General features: G+C 69.9%; 23 protein-coding genes. 10 read left to right on the top strand and 13 right to left on the bottom strand.

Features of this window, described 5'->3' with window-relative positions; translation table 11 throughout:
• The first annotated feature begins 1 nt into the window (after position 1).
• Complete coding sequence (locus tag ACRWK7_RS04690) at positions 2-457, top strand: MarR family winged helix-turn-helix transcriptional regulator (protein WP_431855032.1); 456 nt, start codon at positions 2-4, stop codon at positions 455-457.
• A 2-nt stretch (positions 458-459) separates the two neighbouring features.
• Here the strand turns inward: ACRWK7_RS04690 and ACRWK7_RS04685 are convergent, their stop codons facing one another.
• Both ACRWK7_RS04685 and ACRWK7_RS04680 read right to left on the bottom strand, forming a co-directional pair.
• On the bottom strand, positions 460-759 hold the full coding sequence (locus ACRWK7_RS04685; RefSeq protein WP_431855031.1) for an AzlD family protein: 300 nt from the start codon (positions 757-759) through the stop codon (positions 460-462).
• Positions 746-1,438: an AzlC family ABC transporter permease gene (locus ACRWK7_RS04680; protein ID WP_431855030.1), complete on the bottom strand. Its 693-nt coding sequence runs from the start codon at positions 1,436-1,438 to the stop codon at positions 746-748. The genes ACRWK7_RS04685 and ACRWK7_RS04680 overlap by 14 nt, the downstream gene beginning before the upstream one ends.
• A gap of 123 nt (positions 1,439-1,561) precedes the next feature.
• Here ACRWK7_RS04680 and ACRWK7_RS04675 point away from each other — a divergent pair, with 123 nt between their 5' ends.
• A complete protein-coding gene (locus ACRWK7_RS04675) occupies positions 1,562-2,023 on the top strand; it encodes a TIGR02444 family protein (protein ID WP_431855029.1) in 462 nt (153 codons plus the stop codon).
• Between the two features lie 4 nt (positions 2,024-2,027).
• A complete protein-coding gene (locus ACRWK7_RS04670; protein ID WP_431855028.1) occupies positions 2,028-2,711 on the top strand; it encodes a transglutaminase-like domain-containing protein in 684 nt (227 codons plus the stop codon).
• Positions 2,712-2,872: 161 nt separating this feature from the next.
• Here ACRWK7_RS04670 and ACRWK7_RS04665 read toward each other — a convergent pair whose 3' ends face one another.
• Together ACRWK7_RS04665 and ACRWK7_RS04660 are read right to left on the bottom strand one after the other, a co-directional pair.
• The gene (locus ACRWK7_RS04665) at positions 2,873-3,574 is read right to left on the bottom strand and encodes a class I SAM-dependent methyltransferase (protein ID WP_431855027.1); all 702 of its coding nucleotides are present in this window, start codon (positions 3,572-3,574) and stop codon (positions 2,873-2,875) included.
• A 246-nt stretch (positions 3,575-3,820) separates the two neighbouring features.
• Positions 3,821-4,558, bottom strand: coding sequence for a DUF268 domain-containing protein (locus ACRWK7_RS04660; protein WP_431855026.1), 738 nt, complete (start codon positions 4,556-4,558; stop codon positions 3,821-3,823).
• A gap of 153 nt (positions 4,559-4,711) precedes the next feature.
• Here ACRWK7_RS04660 and ACRWK7_RS04655 point away from each other — a divergent pair, with 153 nt between their 5' ends.
• The 3 genes from ACRWK7_RS04655 to ACRWK7_RS04645 all read left to right on the top strand — a co-directional run bounded on the left by ACRWK7_RS04655 (position 4,712) and on the right by ACRWK7_RS04645 (position 9,253).
• Positions 4,712-5,536: an alpha-1,2-fucosyltransferase gene (locus tag ACRWK7_RS04655; RefSeq protein WP_431855025.1), complete on the top strand. Its 825-nt coding sequence runs from the start codon at positions 4,712-4,714 to the stop codon at positions 5,534-5,536.
• 64 nt (positions 5,537-5,600) lie between these two features.
• Positions 5,601-8,585, top strand: coding sequence for a tetratricopeptide repeat protein (locus tag ACRWK7_RS04650; protein WP_431855024.1), 2,985 nt, complete (start codon positions 5,601-5,603; stop codon positions 8,583-8,585).
• 20 nt (positions 8,586-8,605) lie between these two features.
• Entirely contained in the window at positions 8,606-9,253 is a 648-nt protein-coding gene (locus ACRWK7_RS04645; protein WP_431855023.1) for a glycosyltransferase family 25 protein, read from the top strand.
• A gap of 3 nt (positions 9,254-9,256) precedes the next feature.
• Here ACRWK7_RS04645 and soxA read toward each other — a convergent pair whose 3' ends face one another.
• From soxA to ACRWK7_RS04605, 8 genes are read right to left on the bottom strand one after another with little or no spacing between them, the layout of a single operon-like run.
• Positions 9,257-9,991, bottom strand: coding sequence for a sulfur oxidation c-type cytochrome SoxA (soxA, locus tag ACRWK7_RS04640; protein WP_431855022.1), 735 nt, complete (start codon positions 9,989-9,991; stop codon positions 9,257-9,259).
• Positions 9,988-10,308: a thiosulfate oxidation carrier complex protein SoxZ gene (gene soxZ, locus ACRWK7_RS04635; RefSeq protein WP_431855021.1), complete on the bottom strand. Its 321-nt coding sequence runs from the start codon at positions 10,306-10,308 to the stop codon at positions 9,988-9,990. Before soxZ ends, soxA begins: the two co-directional genes overlap by 4 nt.
• A gap of 3 nt (positions 10,309-10,311) precedes the next feature.
• A complete protein-coding gene (locus tag ACRWK7_RS04630) occupies positions 10,312-10,758 on the bottom strand; it encodes a SoxY-related AACIE arm protein (RefSeq protein WP_431855020.1) in 447 nt (148 codons plus the stop codon).
• Positions 10,759-10,766: 8 nt separating this feature from the next.
• Positions 10,767-11,177, bottom strand: a complete 411-nt coding sequence (gene soxX, locus ACRWK7_RS04625; RefSeq protein ID WP_431855019.1) for a sulfur oxidation c-type cytochrome SoxX — start codon at positions 11,175-11,177, stop codon at positions 10,767-10,769.
• Complete coding sequence (locus ACRWK7_RS04620) at positions 11,170-12,405, bottom strand: FCSD flavin-binding domain-containing protein (protein ID WP_431855018.1); 1,236 nt, start codon at positions 12,403-12,405, stop codon at positions 11,170-11,172. Before ACRWK7_RS04620 ends, soxX begins: the two co-directional genes overlap by 8 nt.
• Positions 12,395-12,670, bottom strand: a complete 276-nt coding sequence (locus ACRWK7_RS04615) for a c-type cytochrome (protein ID WP_431855017.1) — start codon at positions 12,668-12,670, stop codon at positions 12,395-12,397. Before ACRWK7_RS04615 ends, ACRWK7_RS04620 begins: the two co-directional genes overlap by 11 nt.
• Positions 12,663-14,834 carry a molybdopterin cofactor-binding domain-containing protein gene (locus tag ACRWK7_RS04610; protein WP_431855016.1) on the bottom strand — a complete coding sequence of 724 codons (2,172 nt, stop codon included), beginning with the start codon at positions 14,832-14,834 and terminating at the stop codon, positions 12,663-12,665. Before ACRWK7_RS04610 ends, ACRWK7_RS04615 begins: the two co-directional genes overlap by 8 nt.
• 17 nt (positions 14,835-14,851) lie before the next feature.
• Positions 14,852-15,322, bottom strand: coding sequence for a (2Fe-2S)-binding protein (locus ACRWK7_RS04605; RefSeq protein ID WP_431855015.1), 471 nt, complete (start codon positions 15,320-15,322; stop codon positions 14,852-14,854).
• Between the two features lie 288 nt (positions 15,323-15,610).
• Between ACRWK7_RS04605 and ACRWK7_RS04600 the strand changes: the two genes are divergently transcribed.
• Both ACRWK7_RS04600 and ACRWK7_RS04595 read left to right on the top strand, forming a co-directional pair.
• Positions 15,611-15,793: a hypothetical protein gene (locus ACRWK7_RS04600; RefSeq protein WP_431855014.1), complete on the top strand. Its 183-nt coding sequence runs from the start codon at positions 15,611-15,613 to the stop codon at positions 15,791-15,793.
• A 286-nt stretch (positions 15,794-16,079) separates the two neighbouring features.
• The gene (locus ACRWK7_RS04595; RefSeq protein ID WP_431855013.1) at positions 16,080-16,385 is read left to right on the top strand and encodes a c-type cytochrome; all 306 of its coding nucleotides are present in this window, start codon (positions 16,080-16,082) and stop codon (positions 16,383-16,385) included.
• A 58-nt stretch (positions 16,386-16,443) separates the two neighbouring features.
• Here the strand turns inward: ACRWK7_RS04595 and ACRWK7_RS04590 are convergent, their stop codons facing one another.
• The gene (locus ACRWK7_RS04590) at positions 16,444-16,650 is read right to left on the bottom strand and encodes a hypothetical protein (protein ID WP_431855012.1); all 207 of its coding nucleotides are present in this window, start codon (positions 16,648-16,650) and stop codon (positions 16,444-16,446) included.
• A 551-nt stretch (positions 16,651-17,201) separates the two neighbouring features.
• On the opposite strand from ACRWK7_RS04590, the gene kduI reads away from it, so the two are divergent.
• On the top strand, positions 17,202-18,038 hold the full coding sequence (gene kduI, locus ACRWK7_RS04585) for a 5-dehydro-4-deoxy-D-glucuronate isomerase (RefSeq protein ID WP_431855011.1): 837 nt from the start codon (positions 17,202-17,204) through the stop codon (positions 18,036-18,038).
• A gap of 17 nt (positions 18,039-18,055) precedes the next feature.
• On the top strand, positions 18,056-18,179 hold a 124-nt coding region (locus tag ACRWK7_RS04580), incomplete at its 3' end, for an SDR family NAD(P)-dependent oxidoreductase (RefSeq protein WP_431855045.1).

The following is an 18,179-nucleotide window of genomic DNA, read 5'->3' as shown; positions in this document are numbered from 1 at the left end:
TATGTCAAACGACGACGTTCCGTTCGAGACGACGCTGCTGGTCCGCGACACCTGCCTGTGCCTGCACGTGCAGCGCGCCGCGCGGGTGCTGGCGCGCACGTTCGACGAGGCGTTCCGCCCGCTCGGCCTGACCAACTGGCAGTTCTCGCTGATGATGGCGCTGAACCGGCCCGAGCCGCCGGGGATCGGCGCGGTCGCCCCGCTGCTCGGCATGGACCGCACCACGCTGACCGCCGCGGTGAAGCCCCTGCAGCGCCGCGGCTTAGTCGCCATCCTCAACAACCCCAAGGACAAGCGCGGCCGCCTGCTGTCCCTGACGCCGGAGGGCCGGGCGCTGCTGGCGCAGGCCGTACCGATCTGGACGCGGGTCCACGCCGGGATCGAGGGCAGCCTGCCCGAAGGGGGCAACGACCTGCGCGCCGGCCTCGTCACGGTGTCCAAGCCGCCGAAGGCGTAGGCTCACAGCGCGCGATAGGCGGCCCCGACCGCCACGCCCAGCACCAGCGCCAGCAGCGTGCGCTTGGTCGCCAGCATCACCAGCGCCGCCGCGGCGACGGCGATCCACGCGGCGGTGCCCTCCTGCAGCGCCGCAGGCACCACCAGCGCCACCAGCACCGAGCCGGACAGGTAGCGCAGGAACGTCTCCACCCGCCGCGACATCGGCACGTGCACCATCAGCCACAGCCCGCCGGCCCGCGTGGCGTAGGTCACCACCGCCATCCCGGCGATGGCGAGCAGGGCAATCTCAGCGTCCGGCATCGCGCAGCATCCCCGCCACCCCGCCGGCGACGCCGCCGGCCAGCACATGCCAGTGCGGCGGCAGCCACCAGAGCGCCGCCACCGCCGCCGCCGCGGCGACCAGCCAGGGCAGGTCGTCGCGGCTGTCGCGCCGCATCTCCACCAGGATGCAGGCGAAGAAGGTGACGAAGATCAGGTCGAGCCCGAAGGCCCTCAGCGCCGCCGCCGACAGCGTCGCCAGCATCGCCCCCGCCGCAGTCCCGGCGGCCCACGCCGCCCACATGACGAGGCCGCTGCCGATCAGGTAGCCGGCGTCGCGCTCCCCTTTCGCGTGCGCCTGCACCGACTGCGCCCAGTTGGCGTCGCTGAGCAGCGTCACCGCGGCGTAGCGCTGCCACGGCGGCAGCCCGGAGAACCATGGGTACAGCGAAGCGCCGAGCAGCAGATGCCGCGCGTTCACCGCGAAGGTGGCGACCAGCAGCGGCCCCCAGGGGACCGGCGCCTGCCAGAGGTCCAGCGCGGCGAACTGCGAGCCGCCGGCGAACACGGCCATGCTCATGGCCAGCGCGGTCCACCCCTCCATCCCGACCCCGCGCGCCGCCACCCCGAAGGTGACGCCGAACAGGAAGGTGGAGGCGGTGATGAACGCCATCTCCTGCGCGCCGCGCATCACGCCCTGCATGCTCAGGCGGACCGTCATTCCGTGACCCTGACTGGTGGAACCGTGCATAATGAGGCCACGGGCGAGGCCCGACAAATGAGAGGAACTTGTCATGGGCACAAATTTTTCTCATCGATGAGAGAGCGAAGCAAAGGAGGCGCGGTGTCCCCCGAAGAGTCCCTGTGGCGGTTCTCGCTTGCCGTGTATGGCCGGCCGGGCGTCGACGCGGCGTGCATCGACCTTCAGGACCGGCTGGGCGCCGACGTGAACCTGCTGCTGCTGGCGCTGTGGGCCGGCGCGGTCTGCGGCACGCCGCTCTCCGCCGCGGACTTGGAGCGGCTGGCCTCCGAGGCGGCGGCGTGGCACCGTCCGGTGGTCGCGCCGCTGCGTGGCGTGCGCCGGCACCTGAAGGGCATTGAGGGGGCCGAGGCGCTGCGGCAGGCCGTCAAGGCGGCCGAACTGGAGTCGGAGCGCCTGGAGCAGATGCGGCTCTGCCGCGCCTCCGGACTGCGGCCCGGCGCGCCCGACTGGGGCGCGGCGGAAGCCAACCTGCGCCGGCTGGTGCCGGGCGAGCCCGCGGTGGCGCTGCTGCTCGCCGCGGCCAGAGACCATGAGGGAGAGTAGAGGAATGGACACCGCCGCCCGGCTGCATCTCGCCCCGGCCGAATATGTGGACAGCGACAACCCCGCGGTGCAGGCCTTCGCGCGCGACGCGGTCGGCGACGCCGCGACGCCCATGGAGACGGCGCGCCGGCTTTACGCCGCGGTGCGGGATGGCATCCGCTACAACCCGTACGTCGATTACGGGGCGCCCGCCACCTATCGGGCCAGTTCCGTGCTGGCGGCCGGTGACGGTTACTGCGTCGGCAAGGCGGCTCTGTACGCGGCGGCGGCGCGCAGTGTCGGGCTGCCGGCCAGGCTCGGCTTCGCCGACGTGCGCAACCATCTGGCGACCCGCCGCCTGCTGGAGGCCGTGGGCACCGACATCTTCGCGTGGCACGGCTACGTCGAGGTGCTGCTGAACGGGCGTTGGGTGAAGGTGACGCCGACCTTCAACGCCTCGCTCTGCGCCAAGCTGGGCGTCGAGGCGCTGGACTTCGACGGCGTGGCCGACGCGCTGCTGCAGCCGGCCGACAGCGACGGACGCCAGTTCATGGAATACCTCGCCGACCACGGCCTGTTCCACGACGTGCCGGCCAAGTTCCTGATCCGGGAAATGGCGCGCCTGTACCCCAAGCTGTGCGGCAGCACGGGCGGAGACATGGAGCAGGAAGCCGAACGCGACGCTTCGGTGGCCTCCATCCCGGAGTGACCCGCGCGCCCCGAAACCACCCCTCCACGAGCCATGCTCAACCTCTCGGGAACACGTCGCGACACCCGCTCGAAGGACTCATCGGCAGCAGCACGCCCGGATGGAAGCCGGTGCCGGCGTCCGGATTCCACACGGTCGACGGCACGCAGAACCGCAGAGGATCAGGAGCGGCGGGTGGCGCGGATGTGCAGCCCGTGTGACAGCAGCTTGGCTGATCCGGTGTCCCGCGCGCTGAGTTCGCCCAGGCAACCCAGCAGGTCCCGCAGGGCCGCGATCATGCTGTCGCTCAGTCCGGCGTTGCTGAAACGGGCCGCCATCCCCGGAAGACGATGAATTTCCTGGGCCAGGCATTCGAAGAAATTCCCGTTCTCTTCGATCTCCACATCGAACCCCAGTTCCGACAGGTGGGTCGTGTAGAAATGCTCGCTGAACCCGGTGTAGTAGAAATGCGGCGACTGGTGGGTGAGGCAGGCGAACGGCGCGGTCAGCAGCAGCGTCGCGCCCTCCGACCGCTTCAGAACCCGGCTGATCTCACGCAGCCCTTGGATCGGGTCGGGCAGATGTTCCAGCACCTCGGTGCAGATGGCGGCGTCGAACGTCCCGTCCCCGACCGGAATGTCCGTGATGTCCGACACGATGTCGATCTGGCTGTAGTCCCAGGATCCGGATTGCAGGCCCTGGCCGTCGCCGGCCCCCGTGTACTGACAGAAGTCCTGCGACGTGTAATCGAGGTGCGAACAGAACTTCTTATAGCGGCACGGCCCGGCGCCGATGTCGATGATCTTGTTGTTCGCGGGGATCAGGCCGAGTTGCCGTTCAATCCACGCATCCCTGTTGGCGTCATTCGACAGTCCCGCGGTCATGGGTGGATCTTTACAGAAAAGGAAAAGAGACCAGGACGCTAAAGCAGGCCGGCAAGACTGTCAACGTGAGGGGCGGACGTTCGGCCGCGCTTCTCTCGACGATCACGGCCGTCAACCGGCCGCCGCGGCGCCGACGTCGAACCGCTTGGTCGGTTGTCCCGCCGTCGGCGGCAACGAACGTGAAATCGTCGAACTTCCTCCCGAGGACGGACAAAGTGGACTCCTCGATGTCCGCCCCATGATCCTTCACCAGCCGGGCAGCCACCCGTCGGCCGGCGATGCGTCGGTCCGCGGCTTGATCAGGTGGAAGCAACCGCATCCGTAGACCTGCGCATCGGCCTCGGCGGTCGACGCCTGGGCGAGGAACGTCCCCTGGTCGGTCAGCAGCGCGAAATTCTCCAGGGAGAAGCTCCGGCCGAACGCTTCCATGACGTGGCGGTACGAATAGATGCGGTGGGCGTTGTAAACGATGCGCGGGCGTCCGACGGGCACCACGAACAGCAGCGACCCGCCGGGCGCGACGACCCGGGCGAGTTCCGCCATGGCCTTGGCGTCGCCGTCGTAATCGATGGCGTCGCCGTAGCGGCCGAGCCCGATGTGCTCCACGACGTGCATGCACGACACGGACGGCAGGGAGTGGCTGTCGAACGGCAGGTTCGTCAGATCGGCGCGGCCGGGCTCCACCCCCGCCATGGCGAACGAGGACGGTTGGTATTCCATGTAGCGGAACGGCACCATCGCCGAAGCGATCGCTACGAAATGGATCGACGACGCGAAGTCGACATGCTCGGCCGGCGCGATTGCGGCGAGCCGCCGAGCCGCCCAGGCGGTGTGATAGACGTAGTGCGCGTCGAACTCCGGCGGGCGGACGTCGTCGTCCAGCAGCGGAAAGATCCGGGTCTCGCTCAGGTCGAACCGCGGGGCGGTGGCGGAGTGTTGCCGGCACAGAAGGTCGAAATTGGCTTGGAAGGTCGCCTGATCCATGTCCCTGCCCCTGGCCGCGTGCGCTCATTGACACCGAAACGCCGACCGCGGTCAAGCAAGCCCGCGCCCGCCGCACGGTTCAAATCCTGTTCCGTCGGCTGCGTGCATGGGTTAGCTTCGTCTGGCACAGGCGATGTCTTCCAAGGCGAAATGATGATCATCAGCGACCTAATCGGCGGCCTGGGCAACCAGATGTTCATGTACGCCGCCGCCCGCCGCGTGTCGCTGTTGCAAGGCGCCAAGCTCAAGCTCAACACCACACACTTTCAATCATCCTACGGGTGGCGGCGGTATGGCCTGAACAACCTGTCGATCGCCGAAGACATCGCGGGAATCGAAGATCTCACCACCGTCCTTTACCACGGGCATATTTACAGCGAGCCGGGCCCGTTCGCTTTCGACCCCAACGTCGACCGGGTGGCCGCCCCAGTGTACATGCGAGGCTATTTCCAGAGCTTCCGCTATCTCGAAGGCATCGAGGACATCATCCGCTCGGAGTTCCAGGTCCGCACGCCGCCGGCCGGCCAGAACGCCCAATTGCTGGACCTGATCCACGGCACCAACTCGGTCGCCGTGCACATCCGCCGGGGCGACTATGTCACCGACCCTGGCGCGGCGCAGGCGCACGGCGCGCTTCCGCTCGATTATTATCTCTGGGCGCTGCGGCTGATCGTTCACCGGGCCGGCAACGTCACCCTGTTCGTGTTCTCGGACGACATCTACTGGGCGCAGGCCAACCTCGCCACCGGCCTGCCGACGGTCTTCGTCGGGCACAATGGCCCGGATCAGGATTACGAGGACCTGCGGCTGATGAGCGCGTGCAAGCATTTCGTTATCGCCAACAGCAGCTTCAGCTGGTGGGCCGCCTGGCTGGGGACGCACGAGGGCAAGATCGTGTGCGCGCCGGCGCGCTGGATGGCGTCGAACCCGGACACCGGCGACCTGATCCCGGAGAGCTGGACGCGGATCGCGCTGTAGCGGTGCCCGTGTTGCGGACACCGGTCACCGATGCTACAGACCACAAGACGCGGCGGGGTATCGGATGATGTCGGCTAACCAGTTCCTTGTCAGGGCGGTGAACGCGCTCCAGGCCGGCCAGATCGGCGAGGCGGAAGCCCTGTACAGGAACGTTCTCGCCCTGCGGAAGAACGACTCCATTGCGCTCCATCATTTGGGATTGATCGCCTATTGGAGGGGGCAACTTGCCGAGGCGGCGGACCTGATCGGCAAATCCCTGACGATCCAACCGAAAGTCCCGGAGGCCCACAACAATCTCGGCAACGTCCTGAAGGACCTGGGCCGGCTCGCCGAGGCGGAGGCGCAGTACCGCCACGCCATCCGCCAGCGCCCGGACAACCCGGAGGCCCGCAGCAACCTCGGCCTCGTGCTCGTCGCGCTCGGCCGACTGGAGGAGGCGGAAACCTACTTCCGCGACGCGATCCGGCAGCGCCCCGACTACCCGGAGGCCCTGTACAACCTCGCCAACCTGCTCGCCCAGCAGGGGCGGTTCAACGAGGCGGTGGAGACCTACCGGCAGGCGCTCGCCCATCGCGCGGTGTTCCCCGAGGCGCTGAACAACTTGGGCAACCTTCTGAAGAACCAGGGGGCCCTGGCGGAGGCGGAAGCCTGCTACCTGCAGGCCGCGCAGCAGCGCCCGGGCTTCGCCGACGCCTACAACAACCTCGGCATCGCGCTGGAACGGCAGGGGAAATACGCCGAGGCCGTGGCGGCGTTCACGCAGGCGCTGAACGCCAACCCCGAGTACGCCGACGCGTTCTGCGGCCTGGGCTACGTTCATCAGGCCGCCGGCCAGCCGGAGGACGCCATGGCCTGCTTCGCGCAGGCGGTCCGCCTCAAGCCCCTGTTCGGCGAGGCGCTGAGCGGCCTGATCTTCCAGCAACAGCGCCTGTGCCACTGGCAGGGCCTGCCGGAGAACGAGCGCCGGATGCGCGACATCGTCCGCGCCGGCGCCGGGCGGGCCTCGCCCTTCGCGTTCCTTACCCAGGATTCGACCGCCGAGGAACAGTTGGCCTGCGCCCGCCTGTGGGCGGCGCCGATGACGCTGTCGCCGGCCGAACGGCTGCCGGAGCGCCCGCCGCGGGACGGCGGGCGGATCCGCATCGGCTACCTGTCCGCCGATTTCCATGACCACGCCACCGCCTACCTGATGGCCGAGCTGTTCGAGCGGCACGACCGCTCGCGTTTCGAGATCCGCGGCTATTCCTACGGCCCCGACAGCCAGAGCCCCATGCGCCGCCGGCTGGTCGCCGCCTTCGACCACTTCGCCGACGTGCGCGCGCTGTCCAACGTCGAGGCCGCCCGGCTGATCCACCGGGACGAGGTCGATATCCTGATCGACCTCAAGGGCTACACGAAGGATGCCCGCAGCGAGATCCTCGCCTACCGTCCGGCGCCGGTGCAGGTCAACTTCCTGGGCTTCCCCGGCACCATGGGCGCGGAGTTCGTCGATTACCTGATCGTCGACCCGTTCATCGCCCCCATGGACCGCCAGCCCCATTACAGCGAGCAGCTGGTCCACCTGCCCGAGGTCTACCAGCCGAACGACACGAAGCGCGCCATCGCCGGGCACGCGCCCGACCGCGCGGCCTGCGGCCTGCCGGAACACGGCTTCATCTTCTGCAGCTTCAACGGCCTCTACAAGATCACGCCGGCGGTGTTCGCGGTCTGGATGCGCCTGCTGTCGGCGGTGCCGGGCAGCGTGCTGTGGCTGCTCGACAGCAACGCCACGGCCCGGGAGAATCTGCGGCGCGAGGCCGCCGCGGCGGGGATCGATCCGGCGCGGCTGGTCTTCTCGCCGATGATGCCGCTGGCCGAGCACCTCGCCCGCCACCGGCACGCCGACCTGTTCATCGATACCCTGCCGGTCAACGCGCACACCACCGCCTCGGACGCGCTCTGGGCCGGGCTGCCGGTGCTGACCTGCGCCGGGGAGACCTTCGTCAGCCGCGTCGCCGGCAGCCTGGTGCGCGCCACCGGCCTGCCGGAACTGGTCGTGTCCTCGCTGGAGGAGTACGAGGCGACTGCGTTGCGGCTGGCCCGCGCCCCGGCGGAACTGGCGGCCCTGCGCGAGCGTCTGGCCCGCCACCGCCTATCCTCGCCGCTGTTCGACATCGCCCGCTTCACCGCCCATCTGGAGGACGCCTTCACCGGCATGTGGGATATCCGGCGGGCCGGGGAGGCGCCGCGCTCCTTCGCCGTGCCGCCGCGCCCGTTCCCCGAACCTCCCGCCGAACCGATCGCCCAGCCGGCGCCGGCCTGGATTGCCTATGAACGCTGCCCCCTGTGCGGCGGCGCCGACATTCCCGCCGTGCTGCAGGCGACCGGCCCGGCGGTGCCGCAGGGCGTCGTGTGGTGCCGCTGCGGCGCCTGCGGCCACATGTTCACGGAAACATACCCGTCGCCGGACGCCGCCGCGGCTCCGCCAGGCGCCGCGCCCACGGTCGGCCACGACCTCGAGGCGGCGCGCCCGGCCGCCGGACGCACGGTGGAGCGGGTCGCCCGCCTCGTGCCGGACGGCGACTGGCTGGACGTCGACGTCGGCGACGCCGCCCTTCCGCTCACCGCCGCCGAATGGGGCTACCGTCCCTGCGGCGTGTCGCGCGACGCCGCCGCGGCGCAGGCGCTGCGCGGTCTCGGCGGCGAGGCTTGGTGCGGCGGGCTGGAGCAGGTCGCGGACGGCGCCGGCCGCTTCGGCGTGGTCAGCCTGATCGGCGTCCTGGAGCGCACCCCCTTCCCCGCCGCCCTGCTCGCCGACGCGCGGCGCCTGCTCCGTCCGGGCGGAGTGCTGGTGGTGCAGACGCCGAACCGGGAGGCGCCGGCCTGGACCCTGGCCGACCGCCGCGGCGACAATCCCTGCTGGAGCGACGCCGCGGTCCATCACGCGTTCACCCGCGCGCACCTGTGCGTGTTGCTGGAGAAGCACGGCTTCGCACCCGCCGGCTACGCCGTGGGCGAGGCGTGCCGGTTCGGCATGGAGGTCATCGCCGTCCGCGGCGATGGGCCGTGACACTCACCCTCGGAGTCAGGATGCTCGAACAGTCCGCGATCTACCAGATCAACCTCGACCACCGCGCCGACCGCTGGGAGCAGTGCCTCGCCAACCACGCCGCCAAGGGCTTTGCCGACCTCGGCGTGCAGCGCGTGCCCGCCGTCCTCGAGAAGGGGTTCGGCGCGCTGGGCTGCACCAAGTCGCACGTGAAGTGCTTCTCCCGCTTCCTGACCGAGGACACCCGCGATTACTGCATGGTGCTGGAGGACGATTTCGACTTCAACATCACCGCCGGCGAACTGGACCGGCGGCTGCGTCAGGTCGCGAAATGGGGGGTCGATTGGGACGTCCTGCTGCTGGCCTCGTCGAAGATCAACGCGTTCGGCACACCGCACCGCGAACTCGGCCGCGTCTTCGAATCGCTGACCACGGCCGGCTACATCGTCCGGCGGCGCTACGTGCCGACGCTGATGAATTGTTTCGTGGAATCGCTGATGTCGCTGGAGCGCTACCGCGAGCACACGCCCCGCGAGATGATCATCACCCGCTTCGCCTGCGACGTCCTGTGGCAGCGGCTGCAGCACGTCGACAACTGGTTCATCCTGCTGCCGGTCGTCGGCGGCCAGCGGGCGTCCTATTCGGAAGTGGAGGACCGCTTCGTCGACTACAGCAATGAGCCTGTGTAGCCGTCACGGCCGCACCGCCGGAGTCTCCAGCGGCATGCCACGGGCACGCGCCATCAGGTAGGCCTCCAGCGCCACCAGCTCGGCCGAGCCGTAGGCGTAGGGCTCCGCCCGCACCGCGCCCTGGCAGTTGCGCAGCCGCCGCTGCAGCGAGCCCATCCCCTGCCATTCCAGCCGGTAGACCGGATAGCCGGTCGGGTGCGCCTGCGGGATCGGGTTGCCGGCCAGCCGCTTGCCGGCGTTGTCGTCGTGACACTGGCTGCACGCGAGGTCGAGCTGCCCCTGGCGCTGCCGGAACAGCCGCTCCCCCTCCGCGCGGACGGCGTCCAGCCGCGGGTCGGCGTCGGGCGCTATGGGGAGGCCGCGCGACTGGTGCGCCACCACGGCGGTGAGCGCCAGCATCTCCGGGCTCTCGTACGCCAGCGGCGCGGCCCCCTGGTGCGCGGTGCGGCAGCGGTTGATGCGCTGCTCCAGCGACAGCGGCGTGCCATCGAACACCGGATAGCGCGCCGCCACGCCGCGCATGCTCTCCACTGCGCCGTGGCAGTCGGCGCAGGACTTTTCTCCGTCGGCGCGGCTCCACAAAACCTCACCGTCGCGCACCCACAGCATGCCGGGGTTGGCGCTGTCGTCGCGCTGCATCGCCTGGGTGTCCGGTCCCATGAAGTCGAAGCCGGAGCGGCGGTCGTCGGCCGTCGCCGGGCCTGCGATCAACGCGAGCGCCAGCGCCAGCCGCCTCATGTCACCGTGATCCGCGCCGTCTCGGTGTGGGTGGCGCCGTGGTCGTCGGTCCAGTGGAAGGCCAGCTCGCCGCTTTCCGTCGCCACCGCGGTGAACGTGAGGAAGGGGTTGGCGGCGATGGCCGGGAACAGCTCGGCGCGGAACAGCTCCTCGCCGTTGTAGGTGCAGACGAAGGTGTGGATGATATCGCGCGGGCGCAGCTTGCCCGACTCGTCGGGGCGGAAGCCGGTCTCCATAGGGTGGGAGACCAGGGTCTTGATCTCGAACACCGTGCCGCGCGGCACGCTCTGCGGCACGTTGATCAGCGCGCGCGGCATGGCTCAGCCCCCTTCCAGGCAGGCGGCCAGCGTCACGATCACCTCGGCGCTGGCCGACCAGAACGTCCCGTCGCTGAGCTCGGCGATGGCGACGATCGTCTGCGAATCCGCCAGCCGCATGCGCGTCGACACCACCGCCCGGCCGGAGCGCGGGGTGAGGTGGAACACGGCGACGTTCGGCTGCGGGTTCTTCTCGTTGAACACGGCGATGCGGCGCACGAAGGAGTCCGGCGTCATCGGACTGTCCACCGCGACGGTCAGCGGCGCCGAATTGCCATTCTCCACCAGCGCCGGCAGGTCGAGCTTGACGCGGCCCGGCTGCGCCCGGGCGGCGCCCTCGGCGAAGGCGCGGATCGCCTCGGCCATCGCCTGCGGCGTGGCCTGCGCCGGGCGAACCAGCAGCACCGCGGTGCCGGCGGCGAGCAGGAAACGGCGGGTCAGTTCGGTCATCCTCGTCCTCAATCGCGCAGGGTGGTCAGGAACGCCACCACGTCCTCGATCTCCGCGGCGCTCAGCACCGGTTTGCCCTGGAACGCCGGGGCGACGCGGGTCAGTCCCTCCACCTTGAAATAGGACGGCATGATCGTGTCGGGAACGAGCCGGCGGGCATCGACGACGCGCAGCCGCAACTGCCCCTCGCTCAACCGCGTTCCGGCGCCGGACAGGTCGGGGGCGAGGGTGCCCTGGAACCGCTCCTCCGGAAACGGTCCGGAATGGCAGAGCAGGCACAGCCCGCGCCGCCGGTCGACGACGATGGACCGTCCGCGCGCCGGGTCGCCCCTGGCGCCGGTCAGGGAGTCCGGCAGCGCGTCCTGGGCGGCGGCCGGCTGGGCCGTCAGCAGCACGGCCAGGGCAAGCGCGCTAGCCAAAGACGGCGCCGGTGACGGTGCGGAACCAGGCTTCGGCATAGGCGGCTTCCTGGGCACGGACGGAGCGGGGGGCGTCGGGCCGGCTGGTGCCGCCGGCACCCTCGACGTCGACAAGGCGGCCCTCGGCGGCGCGGTACACCCCGGCGACGGAGATGCCGTAGTCCGGCGCCACCAGACTGTAGCATGTGTTGATAAGCTTCGGCGCTTCGGGCGCCTCGCCGCGCAGCAGGGCGGCCACGGCGGCGGCGCACACCTTGGCCTGGGCGTTGGCGGCGAAGGCGGACTTCGGCATGGCGCCGGCGATGGCGGCGTCGCCGATGACGTGAACGCCGGGCCGCAGGCGCGATTCGAAGGTGACCGGGTCGATGGGGCACCAGCCGCTGCGGTCGGCCGCACCGGCCGCCGCGGCGATGGCGCCGGCCCGCTGCGGCGGGATGACGTTGGCGACGTCGGCCGTGAACCGCTGGAAGTCGGTGACCAGCGCGTCCCCCTCCACCGCCGTCACCGTGCCGCCGGCCGACTGCGGCACCCACTCCAGCACGCCGGGGTACAGCTCGGCCCACGCCTGCTGGAACAGCTTCTGCTTGGAAAAGCTGTCCTTGGCGTCGAGCACCAGCAGCTTGGAGCGTGGTTTGTGCGTCTTCAGGTAATGCGCGATCAGGCTTGCGCGCTCGTAGGGGCCGGGCGGGCAGCGATAGGGGTTGGCCGGCACGCTCATCACCACCGTGCCGCCGTCCGGCATGGCGCGCAGCTTGTCGCGGAGCAGGACGGTCTGCGGCCCGGCCTTCCAGGCGTGCGGCATGCGCTCGGCCGCAGCCTCGTCGTAGCCGGGCAGCGCGCCGAACACCACGTCGATGCCGGGCGCCAGCACCAGCCGGTCGAACGGCAGCTTTCCACCGCCCGCCAGCACCACCGCATCGGCCTCGACACCGGCGGCGCGATCCTGCACCACCGCGACGCCGTCGCGCGTCAGGGCGCTGTAGCCGAACGTCTGCGCGTCCATGTCGCGCAGGCCGGCGATGACGGCGTTGCTGAAGGGACAGGCGGTGTAGGCCGGGTTCGGCTCCACCAGCGTGACGGCGATCCCGGCGCGGTGCAGCGCGCGGGCGCAGGTCGCCCCGCCGAAGCCGCCGCCGACCACCACGACGCGCGGCTTCGCCTGTGCGAACGCCGGCAGCGGCAGCGCCGCGGCGCCCAGCAGGGCGAGGACGGACCGCCTACTGGGCACGGGCCACCCAGGCGGCGATGGCGCGGATCTCCTCATCCGTGAAGCCCTTGGCGATGCGGTCCATGACGGTGGCCGGGCGCCCGCCGGTGCGGAAGGCCAGCATGGCGGCGGCGATGTCGTCCGCCGGTTGCCCGGCCAGCGGCGGTGGCGCGCCTTCGGCGCGGGTCGCCGGGTGGCAGGCCGCGCACGCCTCCGCCCCCGGCGGGGCCGCCGCCGCGCCCGCCGACAGCAGGACGAGCACGGCGGCCGGCACCAGCCTACGCATGGCGCAGGTCGGCGTTCTTCAGCGGGACCGAGCGGATGCGCTTGCCGGTCGCCGCGAAGATGGCGTTCAGCACCGCGGGTGCGGCGACGGAGATGGTCGGCTCGCCCACCCCGCCCCAGAAGCCGCCCGACGGCATGACGATGGTCTCCACCGCCGGCATCTCGCTCATGCGCAGCGGCGGGTAGCTGTCGAAGTTCTCCTGCTCCATCCGGCCATTTTTCAGCGTGCACTCGCCGTACAGGCAGGCCGACAGGCCGTAGGCGAAGGAGCCTTCGACTTGCGCCGCGATCTGCTGCGGGTTGACGGCGTGGCCGGGGTCGGTGGCGGCGACGATGCGGTGGATCTTCAGCTTGCCGTCCGGGCTGACCGACACCTCGGCCACCGCGGCGACGTAGCTGCCGAAGCCCATGTGCTGGGCGATGCCGCGGAACACGCCCGGCGGCGGCGGGGCGCCCCAGCCGGCCTTCTCCGCCACCGCGTTCAGCACGGCGAGGTGCTTCGGGTGGTTCGCCATCAGCTTGCGGCGGAACTCCAGCGGGTCCTGGCCGGCGGCGTGCGCCAGCTCGTCCATGAAGCACTCGACGTAGATGGCGTTCTGGTTGTGGTTGACGCCGCGCCAGAAGCCCGGCGGCACCGGCGGGTTGCGCATGGCGTGGTCGATCAGCAGGTTCGGCACGCCATAGCCGAAGGTGCCGTCGCCGCTCGCCAGCAGACCCTGGAAGGTGGCGTTGTCCTTCCCGTTCTGCAGGTTCTGCGGGAAGATGCCGGCGACGATTGACTGGCCGGAGATGCGCATGTGCAGCCCGACCAGATTGCCCTGCGCGTCCAGCGCGCCGGTCATCTTCGCCTGGGTGACCGGGTGGAACCGGCCGTGCAGCATGTCCTCCTCGCGGCTCCAGATCAGCTTCACCGGCGTGCCGGGCATCGCCTTGGCGATGGCCACCGCCTGCCGCACCCAGTCGTGCACCGCCCCGCGCCGGCCGAAGCCGCCGCCCAGGTGCACCTTGTGCACGTCGCACTGCGCCGCCGGCAGCCCGGCCGCCTCCGAGGCGGCGGCCAGCGCCGCCTCGCCGTTCTGCGTCGGCGTCCACACCTCGCAGCGGTCGCCGGTGAAGAGCGCGACGGCGTTCATCGGCTCCATGGTCGCGTGGTTCTGGTGCGGGTAGGCGTAGACCGCCTCCACCACCTTGGCCGCGCCTTTGATGGCGGCGGCCGCGTCGCCGGCCTGGTTGCCGACGAACGCCTCCCTGGCGTCGAGGCCGGCGCGCAGCGTCTCCGCCACATCCGCGCTGGACAGCCTGGCGTTTGGTCCCTCGTCCCACTCGATGGGCAGGGCGTCGAGCGCGGTCTTCGCCCGCCACCAAGTGTCGGCGACCACCGCGACGGCGCTGTCGCCGACCGGCACCACCTTCTTGACGCCGGGCATGCCCTGCACCGCCGCGGCGTCGAAACGCTTCACCGTGCCGCCGAACACCGGGCAGTCGCGGATGGCGGCGTTCAGCATGCCGGGCATGGTCAGGTCGATGCCGTACAGCTGCTTGCCGTTCAGCTTGTCGGCGGTGTCCAGCCGCTTCAGCGGCTTGCCGGCGATGGTCCAGTCCTTGGGATCCTTCAGCGGCACCTCGGTCGGCGGGGTCAGCTCGCCCGCCGCCCCGGCGACCGCGCCGTAGGTGGTCGTGCGGCCGGAGGGCACGTGGGTGATGACGCCCTTGGACACCCTACAGTCCGACGCCGGCACCTGCCACCCGTCGGCCGCCGCCTGCACCAGCATGACGCGCGCGGTGGCGCCGCCCTTGCGGACGTAGTCGTGCGATTCGCGGATGCCGCGGCTGCCGCCGGTGGAGAAGTTGCCCCACACCCGCTTGCGGGCGAGGTTCTGGCCCGGCGTCGGGTATTCGGTGGTGACGCGCGCCCAGTCGCACTCCAGCTCCTCGGCGACGAGTTGGGCGAGGCCGGTCAGCGTGCCCTGCCCCATCTCCGACCGCGCGATGCGGATCACCACCGTCTCATCGGGCTTGACCACGACCCAGGCATTGATCTCCAGGGCGTTGGCCTCGGCCGGACCAGCAGCCTCGGCGAAGGGAATGTGGAATCCGAAGGTGAAGCCGCCGGCTGCGGCGGCGGAGCCCGCCAGGAAGGCGCGGCGCGAGACCTGTGCGTTCATCGTCTCCCTCCCCGGCGTCAGGTGCGGCTGGCGTCGCCACCGCCGTCGGCGGCGAGCTTGATGGCGGCGCGGACCCGGTTGTAGGTGCCGCAGCGGCAGATGTTGGTGACCTCGCGGTCGATGTCGGCGTCGCTCGGCTTCGGCGTCTTCTGCAGCAGCGCCACGGCGGACATGATCATGCCCGACTGGCAGTAGCCGCATTGCGGCACGTCGAGCGCCGCCCACGCCTTCTGCATGGGGTGGGAGGAATCGGCCGACAGCCCCTCGATGGTGACGATCTTTTGCTCCGGCTTGAGCGCGGAGAGGGTCAGGGTGCACGCGCGCACCGGCGCGCCGTCGATGTGCACGGTGCAGGCACCGCACTGGCCGACGCCGCAGCCGTACTTGGTGCCGGTCAGCCCGGCCTGTTCGCGGATGACCCACAGCAGCGGGGTGTCGGGTTCCGCGTCGATCTCGCGCACCGCTCCGTTGATGGTGAGCCGGACCATCGATCCTCCTCCCTGGCTGGGACATCTCGTCTTGCCGCTTGGGGGTACCCCGCGCCTGCCGAGCAAGGTGGTTCGGCCGAAGGGGGCGCCAAGCGATTATGCGCTTTTGGAGAGGTCTTGGCCGGACGCCGCCCTCCGCACGAGGCTCCTACCCCCAAATGCGTACTTTCCTCCACCCGCGGCATGGGCAAGACTTCCGGCACCCGGGCTTCAGTTCTCGCTCACGGATTTCTTTTGCGGCGCAGCGCATGATGATGCGCCGCAACAACAATGAGCTGGGGAGGATCCATGCTGTCTCTGCGGGATCTGGTCGATTTCGCCGCCTGTTCGGGTGAAGACGGGCGCGCAGTGCTCAAGTCGCTGGGCCTTACCGACGAGGATTTGCAACGGCGGACGGTGCTGGTGTCGACACGGCATCCGTTGCGCCCCGCGCGCACGCCGGCCAACCCGACGCCGATGTGGCGGCAGTAGCGCGGGCCTTCCCGACCGCAGGAAGCCCGCGCCCGCCTTTCCAAGGCGCGGGAGCCGGCCCGGCAGTCTTCGTCCGGCGGGGCATGATGAATTTCAAGAAACCCAGCCCGCACGCCGCGCCACACCAAGGCGTGGCGGCGCGTTCACGCGCCAATTATTTCGCTTTTCTCTAAAATTTTAACGGTCTCAGGGGTGGCACGGCCGTTGCTTCTGGGCGCGCCGTCCGCGCCGTTGGACGGTCCGACGGCGCCGCGCCAAGCAATCAACGCTTCCCCTGGAGATCGTCATGAACAAGCTTTCCGTCGCCCTGGCCGCTGCCGTCCTCTTCGCCCTGCCGTCGGTCGCCAGCGCCAACCCGGCCGCCGGCAAGGCCGTCTACGCCGCGAACTGCGAGGCCTGCCATGGGCCGGACGGCACCGCCGTGCTGCCGGGCGCCCCGAACTTCAGCAAGGGCGAGCGTCTGGAGAAGGCCGACAAGGTCCTGGCCACCACCGTCCAGAACGGCCTGAACGCCATGCCGGCCTGGAAGGGCATGCTGAACGACCAGGAGATCGCCAACGCCCTGGCCTACATCCGCACGCTGAAGCGCTGATAGACCGGCCCCATCAGGGGGCCGCGCGGCGGCGGTCCGGGCACTCCGGGCCGTCGCCTCACGCGCCCAGCATTACCCGCAGGATCACCAGCCCGGTTGCGGTCAGGCGCCAGACGCCGGCATCGCCCGCCGGCTCGACGAGACCGAGTGCCGCGCATTGCGCGACCAGCCGCTGCGGCGCGTTGCGCAACTCCAGGCTCTCCGGAGCCGCCGAGAGGAGCCAGTGCCTGTGCTCTTCGCCAAGCTTGATCGCGCCCTCCACCATCTGCCTCCCTGCCTGGGCAGCCGGCCCATCCGGCGCACCGAGTCGTCCGTACGACTCCGCATTACCCCCGCGCCGGACGCACGGCACGACACCGTCCTGCCCTTCGTCGGCCGAACCGGCCTCTGCGACAAAGCAACGCGCATGCCAGGATTCCCATAAGGAAATCAAAAGACGCCCCGAACTCCATTCCCGACACCCAGACAAACTCCTCGACCCGGTTTCCGGAATCGAGAACTCACCAAGCAGTTTGCATGAGGATGGTGTGCCAGACAGCGCGCCTCATCAGACGATACGGCGCTGCTTCGGCTGACCAGGAGTTTATGGTCATTGGGTTTATGGATCCAGAAGCCGGAATCAATGGAAGCAGACTGGCGCGACACCCCTCCGCACCGTACGCTCCAGCCGGCAAAATGTTGACGGGTCCACCGGTTTTGGCTTGCGTACTAATATATTAATATGCTATCCCGAATTCAGAGAAACAGGCACCCTGCCACCGGCCATCACGGGCCGCGTTCTCCCGACCGCCAGACCGACAGACAAGAGGGTTTCCGATGAAGATCGCCGTCCGCCACGCGTCCCACCCGGACCACGTCCGCGGCTTCGACACGCAGACGCTGCGCGACCACTTCCTTGTCGAATCGCTGTTCCAGGCGGACGACATCGTCCTCACCTACAGCCACATCGAGCGCTTCGTCGTCGGCGGCGCCATGCCCGTCGCCGGCCCGCTCACCCTCGAGGCGCCGAAGGAGATCGGCTCCCCCACCTTCCTCGCGCGGCGCGAGCTGGGCGTGGTCAACGTCGGCGGCCCCGGCCGCGTCACCGTGGACGGCGCCGTCTACGAGCTCGACACCCGCGACTGCCTGTACGTCGCCCAGGGCAGCGTCGATGTCCGCTTCGAGAGCCTCGACCGCAAGACGCCGGCCAAGTTCTACCTGAACAGCACGCCGGCCCACGCGCGCTACGAGACCATGAAGATCTCGATCGCCGACGCCAAGCAGCGCCACCTCGGCGACCCCTCCACGTCGAACGAGCGCACCATCTTCCAGATGATCCACCCGGACGTCTGCAAGACCGCGCAGCTGGTGCTCGGCCTGACCATGCTCAAGCCGAACAACATGTGGAACAGCATGCCGCCGCACACGCACGACCGGCGCAACGAGGTCTACTTCTACTTCGACCTGCCGGAGAGCGCGCGCGTCTTCCACCTCATGGGCCAGCCGCAGGAGACCCGCCACATCGTCGTGGAGAACGAGCAGGCGGTGATCTCCCCGCCCTGGTCGATCCACTGCGGCGTCGGCACGCACAACTACACCTTCATCTGGGCCATGGGCGGCGACAACCAGACCTTCGACGACATGGACCAGGTTCCCCTGGTCACCATGCGCTGAACCGGGGAGGTGGAACGATGAGCAATCCCTTCGACCTCACGGGTAAGGTGGCGCTGGTCACCGGCGCCAACACCGGCATCGGCCAGGGCATCGCCGTGGCGCTGGCCAAAGCCGGTGCCGACATCGCCGCCGTGGACGTGG

The organism is Azospirillum sp. (assembly GCF_050789165.1).
This window is presented reverse-complemented; position numbering and strand designations above follow the sequence as displayed.

Coding starts and splice junctions, on each gene's coding strand:
- ACRWK7_RS04670 (WP_431855028.1), top strand. CDS start 2,028: ATGGACACCGCCGCCCGGCTGCATCTCGCCCCGGCCGAATATGTGGAC.
- ACRWK7_RS04645 (WP_431855023.1), top strand. CDS start 8,606: ATGCTCGAACAGTCCGCGATCTACCAGATCAACCTCGACCACCGCGCC.
- ACRWK7_RS04655 (WP_431855025.1), top strand. CDS start 4,712: ATGATCATCAGCGACCTAATCGGCGGCCTGGGCAACCAGATGTTCATG.
- ACRWK7_RS04600 (WP_431855014.1), top strand. CDS start 15,611: ATGCTGTCTCTGCGGGATCTGGTCGATTTCGCCGCCTGTTCGGGTGAA.
- ACRWK7_RS04665 (WP_431855027.1), bottom strand. CDS start 3,574: ATGACCGCGGGACTGTCGAATGACGCCAACAGGGATGCGTGGATTGAA.
- kduI (WP_431855011.1), top strand. CDS start 17,202: ATGAAGATCGCCGTCCGCCACGCGTCCCACCCGGACCACGTCCGCGGC.
- ACRWK7_RS04605 (WP_431855015.1), bottom strand. CDS start 15,322: ATGGTCCGGCTCACCATCAACGGAGCGGTGCGCGAGATCGACGCGGAA.
- soxA (WP_431855022.1), bottom strand. CDS start 9,991: ATGAGGCGGCTGGCGCTGGCGCTCGCGTTGATCGCAGGCCCGGCGACG.
- ACRWK7_RS04630 (WP_431855020.1), bottom strand. CDS start 10,758: ATGACCGAACTGACCCGCCGTTTCCTGCTCGCCGCCGGCACCGCGGTG.
- ACRWK7_RS04650 (WP_431855024.1), top strand. CDS start 5,601: ATGATGTCGGCTAACCAGTTCCTTGTCAGGGCGGTGAACGCGCTCCAG.
- ACRWK7_RS04590 (WP_431855012.1), bottom strand. CDS start 16,650: ATGGTGGAGGGCGCGATCAAGCTTGGCGAAGAGCACAGGCACTGGCTC.
- ACRWK7_RS04660 (WP_431855026.1), bottom strand. CDS start 4,558: ATGGATCAGGCGACCTTCCAAGCCAATTTCGACCTTCTGTGCCGGCAA.
- soxZ (WP_431855021.1), bottom strand. CDS start 10,308: ATGCCGCGCGCGCTGATCAACGTGCCGCAGAGCGTGCCGCGCGGCACG.
- ACRWK7_RS04615 (WP_431855017.1), bottom strand. CDS start 12,670: ATGCGTAGGCTGGTGCCGGCCGCCGTGCTCGTCCTGCTGTCGGCGGGC.
- ACRWK7_RS04595 (WP_431855013.1), top strand. CDS start 16,080: ATGAACAAGCTTTCCGTCGCCCTGGCCGCTGCCGTCCTCTTCGCCCTG.
- ACRWK7_RS04680 (WP_431855030.1), bottom strand. CDS start 1,438: ATGACGGTCCGCCTGAGCATGCAGGGCGTGATGCGCGGCGCGCAGGAG.
- ACRWK7_RS04610 (WP_431855016.1), bottom strand. CDS start 14,834: ATGAACGCACAGGTCTCGCGCCGCGCCTTCCTGGCGGGCTCCGCCGCC.
- ACRWK7_RS04685 (WP_431855031.1), bottom strand. CDS start 759: ATGCCGGACGCTGAGATTGCCCTGCTCGCCATCGCCGGGATGGCGGTG.
- ACRWK7_RS04690 (WP_431855032.1), top strand. CDS start 2: ATGTCAAACGACGACGTTCCGTTCGAGACGACGCTGCTGGTCCGCGAC.